Source organism: Streptomyces sp. NPDC003691 (genome assembly GCF_053981115.1).
In genome coordinates this window covers 1-19868 of sequence record NZ_JBSFNQ010000112.1, presented here as the reverse complement: position 1 = coordinate 19868, position 19868 = coordinate 1, and the positions used below count along the sequence as shown (strand labels likewise).

The window sequence follows — 19868 nt, the reverse complement described above, 5'->3', positions numbered from 1 at the left end:
GGCGCTGATAGCGCCACCGCAGTATCCAGAAGTCGTTGAGCCGCTCCCACCACACAATGTCCCCCTCCGGCCCCGGCGCGCCGCACCGCGCCTCCGCCGCCGCCCGCGCTCCGGTGACACCAAGGCCCCCGGCCGTACCGCCCCGGGCGCGGGCGGACCGTACGGAACCGGTCATGCCGGATCCGCCCGGGCAGGGCCGTCAGGCACCGCCGGTCCGGCTCCGGAACACCCGTGCTGCAATGGCACGCGAGAACGAGCAGCCACCGCCGACCGTACGGACCGAGGAGGCGCATCGTGACCGCAACCGACCCCACTCCACCCGGCACGGACCCCGACGACCTGCCCTTCTACCCGGGCGCACCGTTCACCGGAGACCCCCTGCCACTGCCGGGGGAGCCGGTCGCCCGGGTACGGCTCCCCAACGGCCAGCCGGTCTGGCTGGTCACCGGCTACGAAGAGGTGCGGAGCGCGCTCACCCATCCGCTGCTCTCCCGTGAAGCCGTGACGGGCGATCCGACGCTGGAAGGCGGACCGTTCGGCGGCTGGACGGACGGTCTGCGGACCCTGGAGTCCGACGGCGAACCCCATGCGCAGGTCCGGGCGCTGGCCGCGCGGCCCTTCACCGCCCGCCGGACGGCCCGGCTGCGCGGCCGGATCCAGGAGCTGACCGACACCCTGCTCGACGCCGTGGCGGCGACCGGCCCGCCCGCCGATCTGGTGGCCGGGCTCGCCCGGCCACTGCCGATCACCGTGATCTGCGAGCTGTTCGGCGTACCGGAGGGGGACCGGGACCGGTTCGCCACCTGGTCGGACCGGATGATGACGATGACCGGCCCCGGCGCGGAGCTGCGGGCGGACGCCCTGCGGAGCCTCGACCGCTATCTCTCCGCCCTGGTCGGGGAGCGGCGGGCCCGGCCCGGCGACGATGTGCTCAGCGGCTGGCTGGCCGCGGAGGAGGGCGCCGACCGGCTCACCGACGCGGAGATCGTCCGGCTGGCCCGGACGGTGCTGATCGGCGGGCACGAGACCAGCGAGAACGCGATCGGCGCGGGCATCTGGCGGCTGCTCCACCACCCCGGGCAGCTCGCCCGGCTGCGCGACGATCCCGGACTGCTGCCCGGCGCGGTCGAGGAGATCCTGCGCTACCAGCCGTCGAGCATGCTGTTCATCGTGCTGGTCGCCCGGGGGGATCTGGAACTCGGCGGACGTCCGGTCCGCCGGGGTGAGGGCGTCATGCCCCTGCCGTACGCGGCGAATCTGGACGCCTCCCGGTTCGCCCGCCCCGGCGAGTTCGACATCCGCAGGCCCCCGGGCCGCCAGATCGCCTTCGGCCACGGCCCGCACACCTGCCTGGGCGCCGCCCTGGCCCGCACCGAACTGGAGGTCGCGATCGGTACGCTGCTGCGCCGCTTCCCGGACCTGCGTCCGGCCAAGGACCTCTCGGCGCTCGCCTGGCGCACCGACCGCCTCGTCAACGGACTGCGCGAACTGCCCGTCGTCTGGTGACGCCCGAGTGCGCCGCCGGTGTCCGGCGGCGGTGTACCACCGCGGCCACGCCCGTGACATGCCGCCGGCCCGGTGCGACCCGGTGGCCCCGCCGCCGGACACCGCGCGGCCGCTCCGGCCGCCTCCGTACGAAAACGCCATACGGCTGTAACACTCCGCTGTCCCGGCGCTTCTGAACCCCCGTCTGCCTGCGGAGATCACTCCGAGGGCGAGCGGCCCGGCGGGCTCCGCCGGGCCGGTGTCCGGGGGTTCGGGCCCGGTCCCCTCTTGTGCAATGGCCGCCGTCGCGCCAGTGTGTGGTGCTGGCGGCAGGAGTTGACATGCTCCTGACGCCTCTGGGTGTGTGACACATCCGTGGAGCCGCACGAACGATCCACCCGCACCACCCCCCACCAGCGCACCACCAATGAGGAGGATCCCTCTGATGGCAGTGACGCAGTACGGCGGCCGGCGTGACAACCGCCGCTCGCGCCGGACTCTCGCCCCCCTCGGCATCGGCCTCGCGGCCGCTCTGACCCTCGGCCTCGTCTCCGCGCTCCCCGCGACCGCGGCCCCCGAGGCCCGCGAGGGCACGATCGCCAACGCCGGAGCGGCCGGCGTGATCAAGAACAGCTATATCGTCACCCTCCGCGACGGCCAGGTCCGTTCGGCCTCGGCCGAGGGCCGCGCGCTCGCCAAGCAGTACGGCGCGGTCGTCAAGCGCACCTACACCAAGGCCCTCAACGGCTACGCGGTCACCCTCTCCGAGCGGCAGGCGAAGAGACTGGCCGCCGACTCCCGGGTGGCGTCCGTTGCCCAGGACCAGACCGTCAGCATCCAGGCGACCCAGGTCAACCCGCCCTCGTGGGGCCTGGACCGGATCGACCAGCCGAGGCTGCCGCTGGACCAGCGCTACACCTACCCCGACTCGGCCGGCGCGGGCGTCCACGCCTATGTCATCGACACCGGGGTCCGGATCTCCCACAGCGACTTCGGCGGCCGGGCGGTCAACGGCTACGACGCCGTCGACAACGACAACGTCGCCCAGGACGGCAACGGCCACGGCACCCATGTCGCCGGTACGGTCGCCGGGACCAACTACGGCGTCGCCAAGCGGGCCCGGATCGTCGCCGTACGGGTCCTCAACAACGCCGGCTCCGGCACCATCGCCGGGGTCGTCGCGGGGGTCGACTGGGTCGCCCGCAACGCCGTCAAGCCCGCCGTGGCCAACCTGAGCCTCGGCGGCGGGGCGAACGCCACCATCGACGCCGCCGTGCGCCGGCTCATCGCCTCCGGGGTGACCACCGCGGTCGCCGCGGGCAACAGCAACGCCAACGCCGCCAACTACTCCCCGGCGCGCGTCGGCGAGGCGCTCACGGTCGGCTCGACGACCATCACGGACGCCCGCTCCAGCTTCTCCAACTACGGCGCGATACTCGACCTCTTCGCGCCCGGCAGCAACATCACCTCGGCCTGGCACACCAGTGACACGGCCGTGAACACCATCTCGGGTACGTCGATGGCCTCCCCGCACGTCGCGGGCGCCGCGGCGATCCACCTCGGCAACAACCCGGCCGCGCCGCCCGCGCAGGTCGGCTCCGCCCTGGTGGCGGCCGCGACCCCCGGCGTGGTCACCAACCCGGGCGCCGGCTCGCCCAACCGGCTGCTGCGGGTGAGCTGACACCCGCCCGCGGCCACGGGACCGGCCCCCGGCCGGACCCGTGACCCGCGGCCGGACACCCCCGCAACCCCGGCCCCCGCGCGGTGCCTCCCGGACCACGGTCCGGGGGGCGCCCGCGGGGGCTCCGGTGTTTCCCGGGGCGGCGCACTCCCGCGGCGAGCCCGTACGCCCCGGTGCCCCCGGACGGACGGCCCCGCACCGGCAGCCGTCGGCAGGAATCGGACGGCGCGCGCCCGTGATCACCGCTTCCGACGGGCCGGGGCGGGGCCATCACGGGATACGGCTGGCTGTTCCCCCGGCCTTACCGCATGATCAACCGGCGGCGGCCGACGGGCCCGGATGCCCCGGCCGCGCGGACCGGCGCCCGGCGCCCAGGACCAGAAGGAGACCGTACCGATGTCCCAGAACGACCGGGCAGCACACTCCCGGGACGGCGGGTTCAGCCGCCGTACCGCGCTCTTCGCGGGAACGGCCGCCGCCGTACCCGCCGTCGCCCTCGGCACGGGCACCGCGCACGCCGCCGGACCGGTCGGCGCGGCCGGTTCGCCCGGCAGCGGGCGCGGCTGGATCGATGTGACCGAGGCGCCGTACCACGCCAAGGGCGACGACGTCGCCGACGACGGCCCGGCGCTCCAGGCGGCCTTCGACGCCTGCCCGGAAGGCGGCACGGTCTATCTGCCGCTGGGGAAGTACAAGACCAAACAGACCCTGGTGCTCTCCAAGCCCAATATCACCGTCCGCGGAGCCCACGCCGGCCGCTGGCCCTACGAGACCGCGGCCCCCTCCTGTATCAAGCCCATGTCCGGCGGACAGTTCACCGGCGAGGTCCTCATCCACATACCGGACCGGGAGAAGGGTGTACCGGGCCGCGCCCCGATGACCACGGACCCCGACGGGATCCGGCTGGTGGACCTCGCGTTCAACGGGGTCTCCCTGGCGGGCGTCGGCGGACTCCTCGCCGAGGGCGTCGCCCGTGACCTGCGCATCGAGGGCTGTACCTTCTGGCAGTTCTACGGACACGCGATCCACACCAAGCCGCACGTCCGGGCCGACGGCAACACCTACTTCGCCAAGGGCTGGCGGCTCACCGAGGTCACCTGCTGGAACATCAAGGACGCCAACGCGACCACCCCCAGCAACGGCTTCCACCTCGACAGCCTCACCGACGCCCAGCTGACCGACTGCCTGGCGGGCGAGTGCAGCACCGGCTACTTCCACACCGCCCCGGGCGACACCACGTACACCAACTGCCGCAGCGTCTTCAATCGCTCCCACGGCTTCCGTGTCCAGCGCTACAGCGACGGCATCGTCTACAACGCCTGCTCCACCGACCGCAACGGCGGCGACGGCTGGCATCTCACCGCCAAGGGCGCGGCCAACCGGCCGATCCTGCTCTCCGGCTGCTACGCCCGCCGCGACGGACGGCTCGGGGACACCACCGACAGGGCCGCCGGACTGCGGGTGCTGGGCGAGACGACCGCCCCCCATCCGCCGGTGATCGTCAGCGGCTTCGTCGCCGTCACCGGAAAGAACGACCGCGGCGCGAGCGCCCCCGACCGGGTCTCCCCGGACTACGGCATCCGCATCGGGCACGCCCCCACCGTCACCGTCAGCGGCGGCTTCCTCGAAGGGACCGTGTCCGGGTTCCTCAACGAGAACCCCGCCAACCTGCCCAACCCGGTCGTCGTGCTCGACCCCTCCGTGGTCCGGCGCACCGCGGTCTGACCCGGACCGGCCCCGGCGGACGGACGACACTGTCGGCGAAGTGTCGACGGACCGCCGGGGCCGGAACCGGCCCGCCGCTCACACCACCACCCCGGCCGCCGTGAGCGCCGACTCCGCGGCGAGGCCCGCGCCCCGGGCGAACGCCGCCGCGAACGCCGCGTCCCCCAGCGTCCCGCGCACCGCGGCCGCCACCCGGTCCACATCCCCCCGCTCGGCCGTCGCCAGCGGCGCCCCCGCGCCCCTCCTGGCCGCGTCCGCGCAGCCCAGCAGCAGGGCCGCGGCGGCACCGCGGTCCGCCGCCAGGGCGTCCGCGAAACCCTCCAGCGCCAGCGCGACCGCCCGGGGATCCCCGGTCGACACGGCCGCCGCGTACCCCTCCGCCTGGAGCCGCAGCGCCTCCGCCGGCTCGCCCGCCGCCGACGCCAGAAACCCCAGCTCCGCCAGGATCAGCGCATTGCCGCCCTCCAGACCGACCTCCCGGTGCCACTCGAGGACCTCCCGCAGATGGCGCCCGGCGGCCGCCGGATCCCCTTCCCGGCGGGCCCCGAGACCCAGCCCGATCAGCGCGTTGATCTCCCCGGAGCGGAAGTCCAGCGCCGCCGACGCCCGCAGCGCCTCCTCGTGGTGGTCGCGGGCGGCCGCATAGTCCCCCGCCAGCAGCGCGATCCGGCCCAGACCGGACAGCAGTTCGGGGATCTGCGTCGACAGCCCGAACCGCCGGGCCGTCGCCAGCCCCTCCTCCCGCAGCCGCCGGGCGGCCGCGTAGTCCCCGTGGATCTCGGCGACCGAGGTGAGCGGAAAGACCAGCCACAGCTTCGCGCAGACGTCACCGGCCGCGTCGAACAGCTCCACGGCGCGCAGCGCGTCCGCCCGGGCGTCCGCGAGCCCGCCCCGCAGCAGCCGCTGGACCGCCCGGTCCGCCAGCGCCGCCGCCTCTCCCCAGCGGTCGCCCAGCCGCCGGAAGCCGTCCAGGGCCGGACCGGTGAGCGCCTCGCCCGCCGTCAGATCGCCCGTACCGTGCAGCGCATGGCCGAGCAGCCAGCGTGCCCGGGTCAGCTCCGCGCCCGCCGCCGCCCGGTCCGCGTACGCCGTCCCCGGCCCGCGGTTCCCGGTGTCCGGGTGCGCCGACGGGCGGCCGCGCTCCCCGGCGCCCGGCGCCCCGTCCCCGTCCACCGCCTGTTCCCTGCGGCCCGCCGTGTCCGCCGCGCTCATCGCGCCCGCCGTCCCCCACTCGCGGTTACCGCCGCCCGGCGCCCCGTCAGTGTGCCCCGCCTGCTGCCCGCGGCCCCCCGCGCCCGCCGCGCCCTCAGGGGGCGCCGCCTGCTGCCCGGGGCCTTCACCGCCCGCCGCGGCCGCGGTCTCCGCCAGTGCCGCGGCGATCAGTCCGGCCCGGTTCCCGCTCTCCCCGGCCATGATCGTCACGGCGGCCCGGTCGACCAGGGCACGGGCCCGCAGCACCGGCGAACCGCCCGGCAGCTCCCGTACCGCCGACAGTGCCCCGCGGGCCTCCCCGAGCCGTCCCCGCAACACCCGGTACCAGGTCAGCGCGGTGGCGATCTGCAGCGCCCGGTCGGTGTCCCCGCAGGCCCCGGCGGTCTCGACGGCCCAGCGGAGATTGGCGTTCTCCGCGTCCAGCGCGGCCAGCAGCTCCCACTGGCCGGGCCCGCGCAGCCCCGCCGCGGCCGATTCGGCGAACCGGACGTCGTGGTCGAGGTGCCGGGTCCGTACGGCCGCCAGCTCACCCGACTCCCGCAGCCGTTCCAGGCAGTACGCGGCCACCGACTCCAGCAGCCGGTAACGCTCCCCGTCCCCCACCATCTGCACCAGGGACCGGTCCACCAGCCCGGCCAGCAGGCCGAGTACGTCCGCCCCGTCGATCCCGTCGCCCGCGCAGACCGCCTCGGCCGCCTCGGGCGTGTACCCGTCGGCGTGCGGTGCCAGCCGCCGCAGCACCACCCGCTCCGCGTCGCTCAGCAGCTCCCAGCTCCAGTCGATCACCGCCCGGAGCGTCTGCTGGCGCGCCGGAGCGTCCCGGCGGCCCGCGCTCAGCACCCGGAACCGGTCGTCGAGGAGGCCCGGCAGCCGGTGCACGCCCAGCGTCCTGACCCGGTTCGCCGCCAGCTCCACCGCCAGCGGCAGCCCGTCCAGCCTGCGGACCACGGCCGCCACCGCAGCCCGGTTGCCGTCGTCCACCCGGAACCCCGGGGAGCCCCCCGCCGCGGCCCGCTCCTCGAACAGCCGCACCGCCGCGTCCGGGGCGAGCGGCGGTACCGGCCACAGCGTCTCCGGGGCCAGCGCCAGGGGCTCCTGACTGGTCACCAGCACCACCAGCCCCGGAGCCCGCCGAAGCAGCAGCTCGACCAGCGCCGCGGCCCGGTCCACCACATGCTCGCAGTTGTCGAGGAGCAGCAGCATCCGCCGGCCGGCGAGCGCCGCGGCCAGCCGCTCGGCCGGCGGGGCCGGGGCGCGCACCCCCCACACCCCGTCGTCCCGCAGCCCCAGCCGCGCCGCCACCACCTCGGCCGGTTCACCGCCCGCGCCCGCCAGCTCCACGAGCCGCACCCCGTCGGGGAACCGGTCCGCGACCCGGTCGGCCACCACCAGCGCCAGCCGGGTCTTGCCGACCCCGCCCGGACCGGTGAGCGTCACCAGCCGCCGGGACTCCAGCAGCCCGGCGACCCCGGCCACCGCCTCCGTACGGCCGACCAGTTCCCCCGCCGGGGCGAGCCGCGGCGGAACCGGGACGGCGGTCGGCGCCTCCTCCTCCCGTACCGCCCCGGCCGCGGCCGCCGGAACCACCGGAACGCCGAGTGCCGGATCGCGGCGCAGCATCGCGCCGTGCAGGGCGGCCAGCTCCGGGCCCGGGTCCACCCCCAGCCGGTCCGCGAGCGCCCGGCGCAGTGACGCGTACCCCGCCAGCGCCTCCGCCTGCCGCCCGCTCCCGTACAGGGCCCGGAACTGTGCCGCGCGCAGCCGTTCGCGCAGCGGATGGGCCGTCGCCCACCCGGCCAGCTCCGCGGCGAGCGCCGCATGGTCCCCGAGTGCCAGCCGGGCCTCGGCCCGGTCCTCCACGACGACCAGCCGCTCCTCCTCCCAGCGGGCGGCCGCGGCCCGCGCGAACGGAGCGTCGGCGAAGTCCGCGAAGGCGGGCCCGCGCCAGATCCCCAGTGCCCGCTCCAACAGCCCGGCCCGTACGGCGGGATCGGGGGTCCGGCGGGCCCGCGCCGCGAGGGTGCGGAACTCCAGGGCGTCCAGCGCGCCCTCACCCGGTACGAGCTGGTAGCCGGGCGCCCGGGAGACCACCAGCGCGCGGCCGCCGGGCGCCGCCTCCTCCAGCACCCGGCGCAGTTGCGAGACCTTCGCCTGGAGCGCCCGCTGCGGACGGCCCGGTGTCTCGTCGCCCCACAGGGCGTCGATCAGCCGGTGCGCCGCCACCGGCCGCCCCGGATCGGCGAGCAGGGCGGCGAGCAGGGTACGGACCTTCAGCTCCGGCACCCGGACCGGCACCCCGCCGGCCCCCCGGACGACGACCTCGCCGAGGATCCCGAAACCGATCCCCCCGACCGCCCTACCGCCGTCACCACGGTGCTCGCGGTACCCGCCGGATCCCGCCGCCGTCCCGTCCCCGCCGTCCCCCGGCCCCCGCGCCCCGCCGCCGTGTTCCCGGTCCCGTCCCCCGTGCACGAAGCGCCCCTTCCCCTCGGTCGTCTCTTCCGGTCGGTCGTCTCTTCCGGATCCTGCCGGGCTCACGGATCCGGCCCGACCAGAAGGAAGTTCCCCCTCGGTCCCCGGACCCCGCCGCCGCCTCCGGCACCCTGCCACACCCCTGGTGATCACGCCCGTCCGGGCGGGCCCGGCCCCCCGAACCCGGCCCGAACACTTTCCGAGCCGGACCCGAACACCCGCGGCGCACTCTCTTTCCCACCGGCCGCCGCACCCGCGGCAGAGGCCGGAGGAACCGATCGGAAAGAAGGACCGAACCATGCAGCGTCTCCAGGGAAAGACCGCTCTCGTCACCGGTGCCGGCCGGGGCATCGGACGGGCCGTCGCGATCCGCCTGGCCGCCGAGGGCGCCCGGGTCGGCATCCACTACGCCGCCGACGCCACCGCCGCCGCGAAGACCCTCGCCGCCGTCGGGAAAGCGGGCGGCAGCGGCTTCACCCTCCGTACCGAGTTCGGCGTCCCCGGCGACGCCGAGGCCCTGTGGACCGCGTTCGACGAACACGCCGACGGCCTCGACATCCTCGTCAACAATGCGGGCGTCGCCGGACCCGGCACCATCGACCAGGTCACCGAGGCCGACTACGACCGGATCTTCGCGGTCAACGCCAAGGCCCCGTTCTTCATCGTCCAGAAGGGCCTGAGCAGGCTCCGCGACGGCGGCCGGATCATCAACGTCTCCTCCGGCGTCACCAAGGTCGCCTTCCCCGGCATGACGGCCTACGCGGCCTCCAAGGGCGCCCTCGAAGTGCTCACCCTCACCCTGGCGCAGACCCTCGGGCCGCGCGGCATCACCGTCAACGCCGTATCCCCGGGCACCATCGAGACCGATATCCACCCCTGGATGGCCGACCCCGCGGCCAAGGCCGCGGCCGCCGCCTTCTCCGTCTTCGACCGGGTGGGGCAGCCCGAGGACGTCGCCGACGCAGTGGCCTTCCTCGCCTCGCCCGACGGCCGCTGGGTCACCGGACAGAACCTCGACGTCAGCGGCGGGTCCGGCCTTGGCATCTGACCCGCGGGCCGCCGGGCCCCGCACCGCGCCCCGGCACACGCTCCTGGTCGTCGCCCACCCCCGGCCGGACTCCCTGACCGCGCGCACCGCCGCGCGGCTCCGGGACCGGCTCACCGGGGACGGCGCCACCGTGGATCTCCTCGATCTCTACGCGGAGGGCTTCGACCCCCGGCTCGGCCCCGCCGACGAACCCGACTGGGAGAACCGCGAGAAGCGGTACTCGCCCGAGGTCCTGGCCCAGATGGACCGGATCGCCGCGGCCGACGAGATCGTCGTCGTCTTCCCGGTCTGGTGGTACTCGGTACCGGCCGTCCTCAAAGGGTGGATCGACCGGGTCTGGAACTACGGATTCGCCTACGGCCGCTCCAGCCCCCGGCTGGCCGGAAAGCGGATGGTCTGGCTGGGCCTGGCCGGGAGCGGAGCCGGGGAGTACGCGGCCAGCGGCCTCGGCGCGGCCCTCGACCTCCAGTTGAGGGTGGGAGTCTCCGGCTTCTGCGGTATCGAGGACGCCACGGTCCGGCTGCTGTACGGCACCGAACTCTCCGGCGTCCCCGCACACCGGCGCCCCGCCCACGTCCTCGCCCTCCTCGACCGGGCGGAGGCCGCCGTACTCCCCGGCCCCGCCGCCCCGGCCGGACCACCGGCCCGGCCCCGCCACCACGGAACGAAGGTCCCCGCATGAGCCCCCCGGTCACCCCCGCCCGCGCCGGAACCGTCCGCCGCCCCTGGCTCGGTCTCGCCGTCCTGCTGCTGCCCGTCACCCTGATGACCGCCGACCTCGGTGTCCTCTGGCTGGCCACCCCTTTCCTCGCCGCAGACCTCCGCCCCACCGGCGGCGAACTCCTCTGGATCACCGATATCTACGGCTTCCTCACCGCCGGCACCCTCGTCGTGATGGGAACCCTCGGCGACCGCATCGGCCGCCGCAGACTACTGCTGTACGGTTCCGCCGGATTCGCCGCCGCCTCGCTGCTCGCCGCCTACGCCACCGGCCCCCTGATGCTGATCCTGGCCCGGGCCCTGCTGGGTATCGCCGGGGCCGCCGTCCTCCCGTCCACCCTCGCCCTGATCAGCCATATGTTCACCGACGCCCGGCAGCGGGCCACGGCCGTCGCCATGTGGGTGACCGCCCTCTCGGTCGGCCTGGCCGCCGGGCCGGTCGTCGGCGGTGTCCTGCTGGACCGCTGGTGGTGGGGGTCCGTCTTCCTGATCGGCGTGCCCGTGATGCTGCCGGTCCTGCTGCTCGCCCGGACCCTGCTGCCCGAGTACCGGGATCCGCGCGCCGGACGCCTCGACCTGGTGAGCGTGGCTCTCTTCCTGCTCGCCGTGCTGCCGCTGATCTACGCGGTCAAGGACGGCGCGGGACACGGTCCCGGACCCGGGACGGCGGGCGCGCTCGCCGCCGGAACCGCCTTCGCGGTGGCGTTCGTCCGCCGTCAGCGGCGGCTCGTGCACCCGCTGCTCGACCTGCGGCTCTTCCGGGACCGTGCCTTCACCGGCGCCCTGCTGGCGCTGCTGCTCGGGATGACCGCGCTCAACGGCGTCGAGTATCTGGTGCCCCAGTACCTCCAGGCCGTGGCGGGGCTCTCACCGCTCGCGGCCGGGCTGTGGCTGGTGCCCGGGGCCGCCGGACTGGTCGTGGGCTCCCAGCTCACCCCCGTACTGACCCGCCGGTTCCGCCCCGCCACCGTGATCGCCGGCGGACTGCTGACGGCCCTCGGCGGCTATACCGTGCTCGCCGTCGCGGAGGGTGTTCTCCCGGCCTCCCTCGGCCTTGCGGTGATCATGTCCGGGGTGGCGCCGATCAGCGTCCTCGGCACGACCCTGGCCGTGGGCGCGGCACCCCCGGAGAAGGCGGGCGCCGCGGCCGCCGCCGGTCAGACCGCGTACGACCTCGGGCTGGCCCTCGGTATCGCGGTCACCGGCAGCGCGGCGGCCGCCGTCTACCGCGCGGGTCTTCCCGAGGACGCCCCGGAGGGGGCCCGCGACACCCTCGGTGCGGCCCTGGCCCTCGCCGAACGGATCCCCGGCGGCGGGGATGCCCTGGCCGCCGGCGCGCGGGCGGCCTTCACCGACGGCCTCCAGTGGGCGGCGGTCCTCAGCGCGGGCCTCGCCCTGCTCACCGCCGCCCTGGTACTGGCCCTGCTGCGGCACGTCCCCCCGGTCAGCGCCGGGCGGCCCGGGTCACCGGCTCGAACGGATTCACCGCACCCGTCCAGCGATGCAGCACCGCACGCCCCGTCCGGAGTGTGACCCCGCCCGCGGTCCTGGTCCCCGCCTCGGCGACGTAGTGGGTGCCGTCGCCCACGGGGACGAGACCGTACTGCCCCGCGCCGAAATGGCCGTACAGCCGGGTCGGCAGATGGAGTGCCCCGCTCGGTGCAAGGGAGAGCAGCCGGCCGGTCTCCGGCCGCGGCTGACCGCGGATCAGGCCCGGCCGGGGAAGCGCGTCCCCGTCGACGGCGAAGAGGCTGTAGTTGGGGAAGCCGGGTTTCTTTCCGCGGTAGACGGCCAGCAGCCAGTTCCGGCTCGCGGGGTCCCAGGCCAGGTTCTGCACCCCGTACACCGTATTGCCGGTGTACACGAAGAACCGGCCGTCGTACGAGGCCGGGCCGGAGCGGTGCGGAGCGGCCGGGTCCAGCGGCCGCAGGTGCCGGGCCCAGTCGGCGATGTCGTACTGGAGCAGGATCTGGTGGTCGTTGTCCGCCCGGCCCGGGTGGGAGTAGATCCCGTAGGCCACGGTGAGCCGGAGGCCGCCGCCGTCGGCCCCGAACGCCGGACCGAACGAGAGCCCGTCGATACCGCTGGTGCCGTACCGGTGGTCGGCGCCGGCGGCGGTGTCGCCGTCGAAGACGCCGTCCCCGTTCATATCGGCGCCGTAGTCGTCGGCGACCTGCCGCAGATGAACGGTCGTCAGCACCCCGGAGGTCCGGGCGTCCATGTTCATCCGGGTGATCCGGGCGGTGTCGAAGACGGCGACGTAGAACGCGCCCGCCCGCTTGTACTCCAGGGACCCGTAGACCCGCCCGTCGCCGGGGTGGACGTCCAGGTCCCCCAGATGGCCGGGCACCCCGGTGACCGAACCGACCGGCCGCCCGGCGAGATCCGTCTTCACCAGCCGGTCGGTGTACGAGAAGTACATGAAGCCGCGGGCGGCGTCCAGCGCGGTCCCCTGGAGATGACCGGACCGCCAGGCCCCGCCGTCGATCACGGCGGGCAGCGCCCGGGCGGGGGCCCGGGCCGCGGGTTCCTGGGCCCGGGCCGTGCCGTGGACCGCCGGCAGCGCCGGGGCGGCGAGGGCCAGGGCGAGCAGGACGACGAGTCCGAAGCGTACGGGCAGGCGCATCGATCCTCCGGGGGCACGAGCGGGGTCATGAATCGCGAAGGGGCGGGGCGGCGGACGGACGGCGGGGCCGGGGTACGGCTCCGGCCGGGCGCGGGCCCGCCGGGCGCCGCGTCCGGTGCCACCGCCGGAAGGGGTACCCCGCGGGCGAACCCGGACCGGCCCGCGGCGCCGGGATTCAGCAGAGCGGGCCCCGGGGATCGCCCGAATGCCGGGGAGGGCGCCCGCCGGGGACACCGGCCCGGGACCGGGGGACCGGCCCCGCGCACCCTCCCGGGCCCGGGAGGGACCGGCTCGGCGTGCCGAGAGCGGAGAGGTGACCGGGGGAGGAGCGCGAGGGGCCGCCGGGCGGGGTGGGACGGCCCTCGGCGCCTCCGCCGGGCGGCCCCGCCCGCAGCCCGCGTGGGCGCCGCACCCCCGCGGGGCGTCCATTCGGTGGTCTCGGCGGCCCGCGGGAGGTGTTCCCCCGGTGGGCCTGCCGTCCCGTGACGCGTCCGTCCCGTGGAGCCAGGCCCCCTGAGGACCGCCGCCCGCCGGAGCAATGTCCGCCGGGGTCAGTGCCCCCCGGCCCCGTTCTCGCTCCAGCGCGCGCGGACCCGGGCGAGTTCGGCGCGGTAGGCGGCGTACCCCTCCTCGTACCGGGCCCGGACCGCGGGGCGCGGCTCGACCGTCCGGTGCCGGGACGGCGGGGCGCCGGAGAACACCGGGGCCGGGGCGGGCCCGCCGAGCGCGCTGCGGGCGACGGCCGCCGCCCCCAGCGCGCCCACCTCCTCCGCCAGGGGGATCCGGACCGGCCGGCCCAGGACATCGGCGATGAGCTGGGCCCACATCACCGAGCGGGTACCGCCGCCGCAGAGCGCGAGGGTGCCGCGGAGGCCCGCGGTCTCCAGACAGTGCCGGGCGGCGTAGGCGATCGCCTCGCAGACCGCGCGGACCGCGTCGGCCGGGCCGGTGGCCAGGCTCAGCCCGTCGAGCCTGCCGTGCGCGGCGGGTTCCACGAAGGGGGCCCGCTCACCCGCCTCCGAGAGGAACGGCAGGGCACGCACCCCCCGGGCCCCGGGCGGGCTCGCGGCCAGCAGGGCGTCCACCGCGCCGGTGTCCGCGCCGACCAGGGCGAGCACCCACTCCAGGGCCGCCGTACCGACCATCGCGGGCATGGCCCGCAGCCAGCGGCCGGGGGCCGGGGTGCAGAGCCACATTCCGGCGGGCTCCGCCGCCGGGTCCAGGTCGACCCGGTCGGTCAGCACCTGACTGGCCAGCGTGGTGCCCAGGATCAGCAGTCCGTCCCCGGGCTCCCGCACCCCGCTGCCGACCGCACAGGCCGGCAGATCGTAGGGGCCCGCCACGACGGGCAGCCCCTCGGCGAGCCCGAGCAGCGCGGCGCCCCGGGCGTCCAGCCCGAGGACCGTGCCCGGCGCGGCGGGCTCCGGCAGCAGCGCCGCCTGCTCCGCGACCCCGCACAGGGCCAGGGCGTCCGGGGCGTACGTCCGGGTGCGCGGGTCGAGGAAGGGGAGGGTGGCGTCGGAGGCGTCCAGACAGACCCGGCCGGTCAGCTGCTCGGCGACGGTGTCCACGCAGTACCCCGCGGTGGCGGCCCGGTCGAGGCTCTCGGGCTCGTGCTCCCGGAGCCAGCGCAGCAGGGGGCCGTGACAGCCGGGGAACATCCCGGAGCCGGTGTAGGCGTAGGCCCGGCGGATCGTGCCGTCCGCCAGCCAGCGCGTCACCACGTCCGAAGCGCGCGCGTCCAGCCAGGAGATCGCCGGGCGCACCGGCCGGCCCGCCGCGTCCCGCAGCCAGAGCCCGTCGCCCTGGCCGGTCAGGGCCAGGGCCTCCGGCGGGCGCCCGGCGGCCGACGCCACCTCCCGTACCACCGAACAGACGCTCTCCAGAACGTCGCCGGGATCCTGCTCGACCCGGCCCCCGGGCAGCCGGTCCAGCCGGGAGCGGCGGGCCGCCGACGCCAGGGGAGTGCCCTCCTCGTCGAAGAGGACGGCCTTGGTGACCGAAGTGCCGATGTCGACACCGAGGACCACGCTCACCGCGAGCCCCCTTCGTGGAACCCGCCGCGCACGGCGGGCTCGACGGGCTGGGACCGGCCACCGGACCGGCCGCCGTCCGCTCCTTCTCCTCCTTCTCCGCGGAGGGAACGGACCGCCCGGCTCATGACCGGTCCGCCACGAGCACCTCGGGATTGGCGGGATGGGCCAGGGGTTCACCCCGGGTGAACCGGCCGACCTCGGCCGCCGTGATCGAAGCGGCCCGGTGGGCCGTCTGCTTGGTGGCGCCCGCCAGATGGGGGGTGGTGACGACGTTCGGGACGCCGTGCAGCGGCCAGTCGGCGGGCGGCGGTTCGTCGTCGTACACATCGAGGGCGAGGGCGCCCAGCCGGCCGCTGCGCAGCAGGTCCGGCAGCGGTCCGTGGTCCAGCAGACCGCCGCGGGCCGAGTTCACCAGGACGGCGCCGTGCGGCAGCAGACCGAGCCGCCTGGCGTCGATCAGATGGCGGGTCTCGGGGGTGAGCCGGGCGTGCAGACTCACCACGGAGCTGCCGCGCAGCAGTTCGTCCAGCCCGACCGGCTCCACTCCGTCGGCCGCGGCGGCGACCGGGTCCGTATACGGATCGGCGACCAGCACCCGGGCACCGAACGCCAGCAGCACCCGGGCCACGATCCGGCCGATGGCGCCGTAGCCGACGAGACCGACCGTGGCACCCGCGAGTTCGCCGCCGCCCTCCTCGTACGCGTAGAGATCGCCCCGCCACCTGCCTGCCTTCAGCCCGGCGTCCGCCGCGCTGATCCGGCGCAGCGCGGCCAGCATCAGGCCCACCGCGAACTCCGCGGCCGCCGGGGCGTTGCGGCCGGGCGCGAAACTGACCGCGACCCCGTGCCGGGTGGCGGCGGCGAGGTCGACGTTGACCGGGCCGCCCCGGGAGACCGCGACCAGCCGCAGCCCGGGCGCGGCCGCGAACACCCGCCCGGTGAACGGCGCGAGCTGGGTCACACAGACCGCCGCCCCCGCGAGGGCCGCGATCAGCTCCTCCTCCGTACCGCTCGCCTCGCGCACCCCGCCGACGGACCCGAACGGTTCATGGGGCCACGGCAGGGTGAGTTCGGCGAAGTCCGGGTCCGGACCGCCGCCTCCGGCCAGCTCCCGGGAGACGGCGGTACGGATCAGCTCGGGGCGGACGAAGTGGTCACCGGCGGCGAGGATGCGCATGGCGGGCCGTTCCTTCGGCAGGGACAGGGCGGAGCGGAACGAGGCTGAGGGACCGTGACCCCGGCCGGGCCGGGACCGGTTGATGGATCGTCTGTTAAATTTAACAGCGCTGATGTGAGGCGGCAACGACCCCGGCCGCCGCGGCCGGGCACGAGATGCCCTCGCCGGGCACAAGACGACCGAGGAGCGCCCCGATGAACTCCCGCCTGCTGCTCGTCCGGCACGGTGAGACCGAGTGGCACGCGGAGAACCGCTATGCCGGGGTGACGGACGTCGCCCTCACCCCCAGGGGCCTCGACCAGGGCGCCGCCCTGGGGAGGTGGGCCGTACGGGCCGGGGTGGACGCGGTGGCCGCCTCCCCGCTCGGCCGCGCCCGGCTCACCGCGGCACCCGCCGCCGGCGCCCTCGGCCTGCGCACCGAGATCGTCGAAGAGCTGCGGGAGATCGACTTCGGCTGGGGCGAGGGCCGGACCATCCGGGAGATGGCCGCCGAGGACCCGGAGGCGGTACGGAGGTTCCGCGAGGACGCCGGCACCGGCGGTTTCCCCGGCTCGGAGCCCCTCCCCGCCGCGGCCGCCCGCGCGACCGGGGCCCTGCGCGCCCTGGCGGAGCGCCACCCGGACGGCACGGTCCTGGTCGTGGCCCACAGCACCCTGCTGCGGGTGGCCCTGTGCGCGCTGCTGGGGCTGCCCCTCGGGCGCTACCGGCACCTCTTCCCGAGGCTCGACAACGGCGCCGTGACCGAGATCCGGTGTTCGGCCGCCGGGGCCGCGCTGTACTCGCTGAACGTCCCCACCGCGTCCTGACGGTCCTGACCGTCCTACGCGGGGCCCGCTCCGGCGGCCGCCCCGCCCCGCCACCCGAGCCACGGAGAGACCCACACCCATGACGGGAACCACCGGAACACCCGCCGAGGAGCGCAGACGCCGCATCGCCGCGTATGTGACGGAGCAGGGCACCGCGACGGGCACCGCCCTCGCCGCGCTGACGGGCGTGAGCCCGATGACCGTCCACCGCGACCTCGACGATCTCGAACGCCGGGGAGTGCTGCGGCGGTTCCGCGGCGGGGCCTCCGCCCTGCCGTCCGCGGTCCTCGAAACCGGTCTCGGCTACCGGCTCGGGGTGAACACGGCGGAGAAGGAGGCGGTGGCGCGCGCCGCGGCCGCCCGGGTCGAGCCCGGGATGTCGGTGATGCTCGACGACTCCACCACGGTTCTGGCCATGGCCGGGCACCTGGCCGGGCTCGCGCCGCTGACGGTGGTCACCAACGCCCGCCGGGTGATGGACGTCTTCGCCGAACGGGACGGCGTCCGGCTGATCGCCCTGGGCGGCGAGTACTCCCGCACCCACGAGTCCTTCCTCGGCATACCCTGCGTGGAGGCGATAGAGGCGCTCTCGGTGGACCTGGTCGCGCTCTCCGCCTCCGCGGTCGACACCCGGACGGCGTACCACCGGGAACAGGACGTGGTCCTGGTCAAACGCGCGATGCTCGGCTCGGCCGCCCGGAAACTGATGCTCGTGGACCACACCAAGACCGCGCGCACCGCGCTGCACCGCATCGCCCCGGTCTCCGGTCTCGACGAGTTGATCGTCGACGGCGGGGCGGACCCCGTACTGCTGGCCGGGATGCGCGAGCACACCGAGGTCACGGTGGTCCCGGTCACCGGCTGACACCCCGCCGGGCCGGCCCCCGGCGCGCCGCGAGCCTCGGGCCCCCCGGCGGCGCCGAGCCCCGGACACGGGCATGCACCGGGGCGGCGCCGTGATGATGGATCAGGTGTGCATTCCACACGGCGGGGAACACGGCGGGGAACATCGGGTGATCCGGGTGGCGCCGTCCCGGCGGTGCGCCGGGCCCGCCGTACCGGTCCGGTTCGCCCCCCGGCGGGGAGCCCGCCGTCCCGGCGGTGCGCCGGGCCGCCGTGCCGGGCGGGTCCGGCCGGTCCGGTCCGCCCCCTCCGGCGGGGCGCCCGGCCGGGAGCGGACCCGGCGGGCCGCCGCACCGGCCCTGCCCGGTCGCGCCGCCGCGTCCGTACCCACGGCTCCCGCACCACCCCGCCGTACCCGTTGCCCGCCTGCCGAAAGGACCCCTCCCCATGAGCAGCCGCCCGGTCGTGATCGGCGTCGATGTGGCCACCGCCGCGGTCCGGGCGCTCTGCGCCGACGAACGGGGCCGGGTGCACGGCGAGGCGAGGGAACCGCTGCCCGAGCCGGTCCGCGGCCCCGGCGGCACCAGCGAGCAGGACGCCGCCGCCTGGTGGCCCGCGGTCGCCGCCGCCCTCCGCCGGATCACCGGCGGACTGCCGCTCCGCGGCCGGGAGGTGGCCGCGGTCGCGGTCTCCGCGACCTCCGGCACCATCGTCCCGGCCGGGCCCGGCGGCCGCCTGCTGGGCCCCGCCCTGATGTACGACGACCGGCGTGCCGCGGACACCAACGCCGAGGCGCAGCGGCTCGGCGCCGCCCGCTGGGACGCCCTCGGCCTGACCGTGGGACCCACCGCGGCCCTGGGGCGGGCGGTCTGGTGTCTGCGCGCCCACGGCCCCGGACTGCGCGCGGTCCTGCACACCCCCGAGGTCATCGGCCGCGCCCTGACCGGCGGCCCCGTCCCGGCCGACTGGAGCCATGCGCTCAAGACCGGCTACGACCCGCGCGCCGGGCGGTGGGCCGACGAGGTCTTCACCGCCCTCGGCCTCCCCGTCGCCCTGTTGCCGGAGGTGGGCGCGCCGGGGACGGAGGCCGGGACGGTCGGGCCCGCGGCGGCCGCGGCCACCGGACTGCCGGCCGGCTGTTCCGTACGGCTCGGGATGACCGACGGCTGCGCCGGGCAGCTCGCCACCGGCGCGGTCGCCCCGGGGCAGTTCGTCGGCGTCCTCGGCACGACGTACGTCCTCAAAGGGGTCTCCGCCGGGCTGGTACGCGATCCGGCCGGCGCGCTCTACAGCCACCGGCACCCCGACGGCTGGTGGCTGCCCGGCGGCGCGTCCAACACCGGCGGGGAGTCCCTCGCCGGGCTGCCCGCGCCGCGGGTCGCCGCCCTGGACCGGGCCGCCGGTGAGCGCGGCCCCGCCTCGTACGTCCGCTATCCGCTGCGCCGCGAGGGGGAGCGGTTCCCCTTCGTCGCCGCCGCGGCACGCGGATTCGCCCTGGGCCGGCCCGAGGACGACGCCGACGCGCACCGGGCCGTCCTGGAGGGCGTCGCCTTCGTGGAACGGCTGGCGGTGGAGCGGGTCCGGAGCCTGGGCGTCCCGGTCTCCGGGCCCCTGTACGCGGCGGGCGGCGGCAGCCGCAGCCCGGTGTGGACCGCGATCCGGGCGACCGTGCTCGACCGGCCGGTCCGGGTCGCCCGCAGGGCGGAGACGGCCTTCGGTGCCGCCCTCCTCGCGGCGTCGGGCACGCTTCACCCGTCCCTCGCCGAAGCCGCCGCGGCCATGACCGGCGGTACCGGGGCCCCGGCGCAGACCGACCCGGTCCCCGCCGAACGCGCCGCCCTGGAGGACGCGTACGGCCGCTTCGTCGCCGAACTGCGCCGCCGGGAGTGGCTGGACGGCGGCTGCTGACTGCGGTTCCGGCGGTGGGCCGTGCTCGGCGGCGGCCCGGGTGCGCGGCGGCCCGGACGTGCGGATGGCTCAGTCGATCGTCGACTACATCTTCCGCCGCCTCGCGCTCGACTTCCTGCCGTTCGAGAC

At 76.3% G+C, this 19868-nt stretch carries 13 protein-coding genes; 9 read left to right on the top strand and 4 right to left on the bottom strand.

Annotated features, from left to right (window positions below; translation table 11 throughout):
- Window positions 1-294: 294 nt before the first annotated feature.
- The 3 genes from ACWDR0_RS31170 to ACWDR0_RS31160 all read left to right on the top strand — a co-directional run bounded on the left by ACWDR0_RS31170 (window position 295) and on the right by ACWDR0_RS31160 (window position 4891).
- Complete coding sequence (locus ACWDR0_RS31170) at window positions 295-1506, top strand: cytochrome P450 (RefSeq protein ID WP_456355168.1); 1212 nt, start codon at window positions 295-297, stop codon at window positions 1504-1506.
- Window positions 1507-1930: 424 nt separating this feature from the next.
- Complete coding sequence (locus ACWDR0_RS31165) at window positions 1931-3166, top strand: S8 family peptidase (protein WP_456355167.1); 1236 nt, start codon at window positions 1931-1933, stop codon at window positions 3164-3166.
- Window positions 3167-3562: 396 nt separating this feature from the next.
- Window positions 3563-4891, top strand: a complete 1329-nt coding sequence (locus ACWDR0_RS31160) for a glycosyl hydrolase family 28-related protein (RefSeq protein ID WP_456355166.1) — start codon at window positions 3563-3565, stop codon at window positions 4889-4891.
- A 78-nt stretch (window positions 4892-4969) separates the two neighbouring features.
- On the opposite strand, the gene ACWDR0_RS31155 is transcribed toward ACWDR0_RS31160, so the two are convergent.
- Window positions 4970-8575 carry a BTAD domain-containing putative transcriptional regulator gene (locus ACWDR0_RS31155; RefSeq protein WP_456355165.1) on the bottom strand — a complete coding sequence of 1202 codons (3606 nt, stop codon included), beginning with the start codon at window positions 8573-8575 and terminating at the stop codon, window positions 4970-4972.
- Between the two features lie 298 nt (window positions 8576-8873).
- On the opposite strand from ACWDR0_RS31155, the gene ACWDR0_RS31150 reads away from it, so the two are divergent.
- From ACWDR0_RS31150 to ACWDR0_RS31140, 3 genes are read left to right on the top strand one after another with little or no spacing between them, the layout of a single operon-like run.
- Window positions 8874-9623, top strand: a complete 750-nt coding sequence (locus ACWDR0_RS31150; RefSeq protein WP_456355164.1) for an SDR family oxidoreductase — start codon at window positions 8874-8876, stop codon at window positions 9621-9623.
- Window positions 9613-10305, top strand: coding sequence for an NAD(P)H oxidoreductase (locus ACWDR0_RS31145; protein WP_456355163.1), 693 nt, complete (start codon window positions 9613-9615; stop codon window positions 10303-10305). The genes ACWDR0_RS31150 and ACWDR0_RS31145 overlap by 11 nt, the downstream gene beginning before the upstream one ends.
- Entirely contained in the window at window positions 10302-11876 is a 1575-nt protein-coding gene (locus tag ACWDR0_RS31140; RefSeq protein ID WP_456355162.1) for an MFS transporter, read from the top strand. The genes ACWDR0_RS31145 and ACWDR0_RS31140 overlap by 4 nt, the downstream gene beginning before the upstream one ends.
- Here the strand turns inward: ACWDR0_RS31140 and ACWDR0_RS31135 are convergent.
- The 3 genes from ACWDR0_RS31135 to ACWDR0_RS31125 form a co-directional block, all read right to left on the bottom strand.
- Entirely contained in the window at window positions 11788-12969 is a 1182-nt protein-coding gene (locus tag ACWDR0_RS31135; RefSeq protein WP_456355161.1) for a hypothetical protein, read from the bottom strand. The genes ACWDR0_RS31140 and ACWDR0_RS31135 overlap by 89 nt on opposite strands.
- Window positions 12970-13520: 551 nt before the next feature.
- Window positions 13521-15005 (bottom strand): FGGY family carbohydrate kinase, encoded by a 1485-nt coding sequence (locus ACWDR0_RS31130; protein WP_456355160.1) that lies wholly within the window; start codon window positions 15003-15005, stop codon window positions 13521-13523.
- 121 nt (window positions 15006-15126) lie between these two features.
- Window positions 15127-16182: a 2-hydroxyacid dehydrogenase gene (locus ACWDR0_RS31125; protein ID WP_456355159.1), complete on the bottom strand. Its 1056-nt coding sequence runs from the start codon at window positions 16180-16182 to the stop codon at window positions 15127-15129.
- Between the two features lie 194 nt (window positions 16183-16376).
- Here ACWDR0_RS31125 and ACWDR0_RS31120 point away from each other — a divergent pair, with 194 nt between their 5' ends.
- The 3 genes from ACWDR0_RS31120 (at window position 16377) to ACWDR0_RS31110 (ending at window position 19739) form a co-directional block, all read left to right on the top strand.
- Window positions 16377-16988 (top strand): histidine phosphatase family protein, encoded by a 612-nt coding sequence (locus ACWDR0_RS31120; RefSeq protein WP_456355158.1) that lies wholly within the window; start codon window positions 16377-16379, stop codon window positions 16986-16988.
- A 79-nt stretch (window positions 16989-17067) separates the two neighbouring features.
- Complete coding sequence (locus tag ACWDR0_RS31115) at window positions 17068-17853, top strand: DeoR/GlpR family DNA-binding transcription regulator (protein ID WP_456355157.1); 786 nt, start codon at window positions 17068-17070, stop codon at window positions 17851-17853.
- 425 nt (window positions 17854-18278) lie between these two features.
- A complete protein-coding gene (locus tag ACWDR0_RS31110; protein ID WP_456355156.1) occupies window positions 18279-19739 on the top strand; it encodes an FGGY-family carbohydrate kinase in 1461 nt (486 codons plus the stop codon).
- Window positions 19740-19868 lie beyond the last annotated feature (129 nt).

Bases quoted from the DNA above. Each gene is read 5' to 3' on its own strand.
- ACWDR0_RS31115 (WP_456355157.1), top strand. From the start codon at position 17,068: ATGACGGGAACCACCGGAACACCCGCCGAGGAGCGCAGACGCCGCATC.
- ACWDR0_RS31160 (WP_456355166.1), top strand. From the start codon at position 3,563: ATGTCCCAGAACGACCGGGCAGCACACTCCCGGGACGGCGGGTTCAGC.
- ACWDR0_RS31120 (WP_456355158.1), top strand. From the start codon at position 16,377: ATGAACTCCCGCCTGCTGCTCGTCCGGCACGGTGAGACCGAGTGGCAC.
- ACWDR0_RS31165 (WP_456355167.1), top strand. From the start codon at position 1,931: ATGGCAGTGACGCAGTACGGCGGCCGGCGTGACAACCGCCGCTCGCGC.
- ACWDR0_RS31150 (WP_456355164.1), top strand. From the start codon at position 8,874: ATGCAGCGTCTCCAGGGAAAGACCGCTCTCGTCACCGGTGCCGGCCGG.
- ACWDR0_RS31110 (WP_456355156.1), top strand. From the start codon at position 18,279: ATGAGCAGCCGCCCGGTCGTGATCGGCGTCGATGTGGCCACCGCCGCG.
- ACWDR0_RS31125 (WP_456355159.1), bottom strand. From the start codon at position 16,182: ATGCGCATCCTCGCCGCCGGTGACCACTTCGTCCGCCCCGAGCTGATC.
- ACWDR0_RS31135 (WP_456355161.1), bottom strand. From the start codon at position 12,969: ATGCGCCTGCCCGTACGCTTCGGACTCGTCGTCCTGCTCGCCCTGGCC.
- ACWDR0_RS31140 (WP_456355162.1), top strand. From the start codon at position 10,302: ATGAGCCCCCCGGTCACCCCCGCCCGCGCCGGAACCGTCCGCCGCCCC.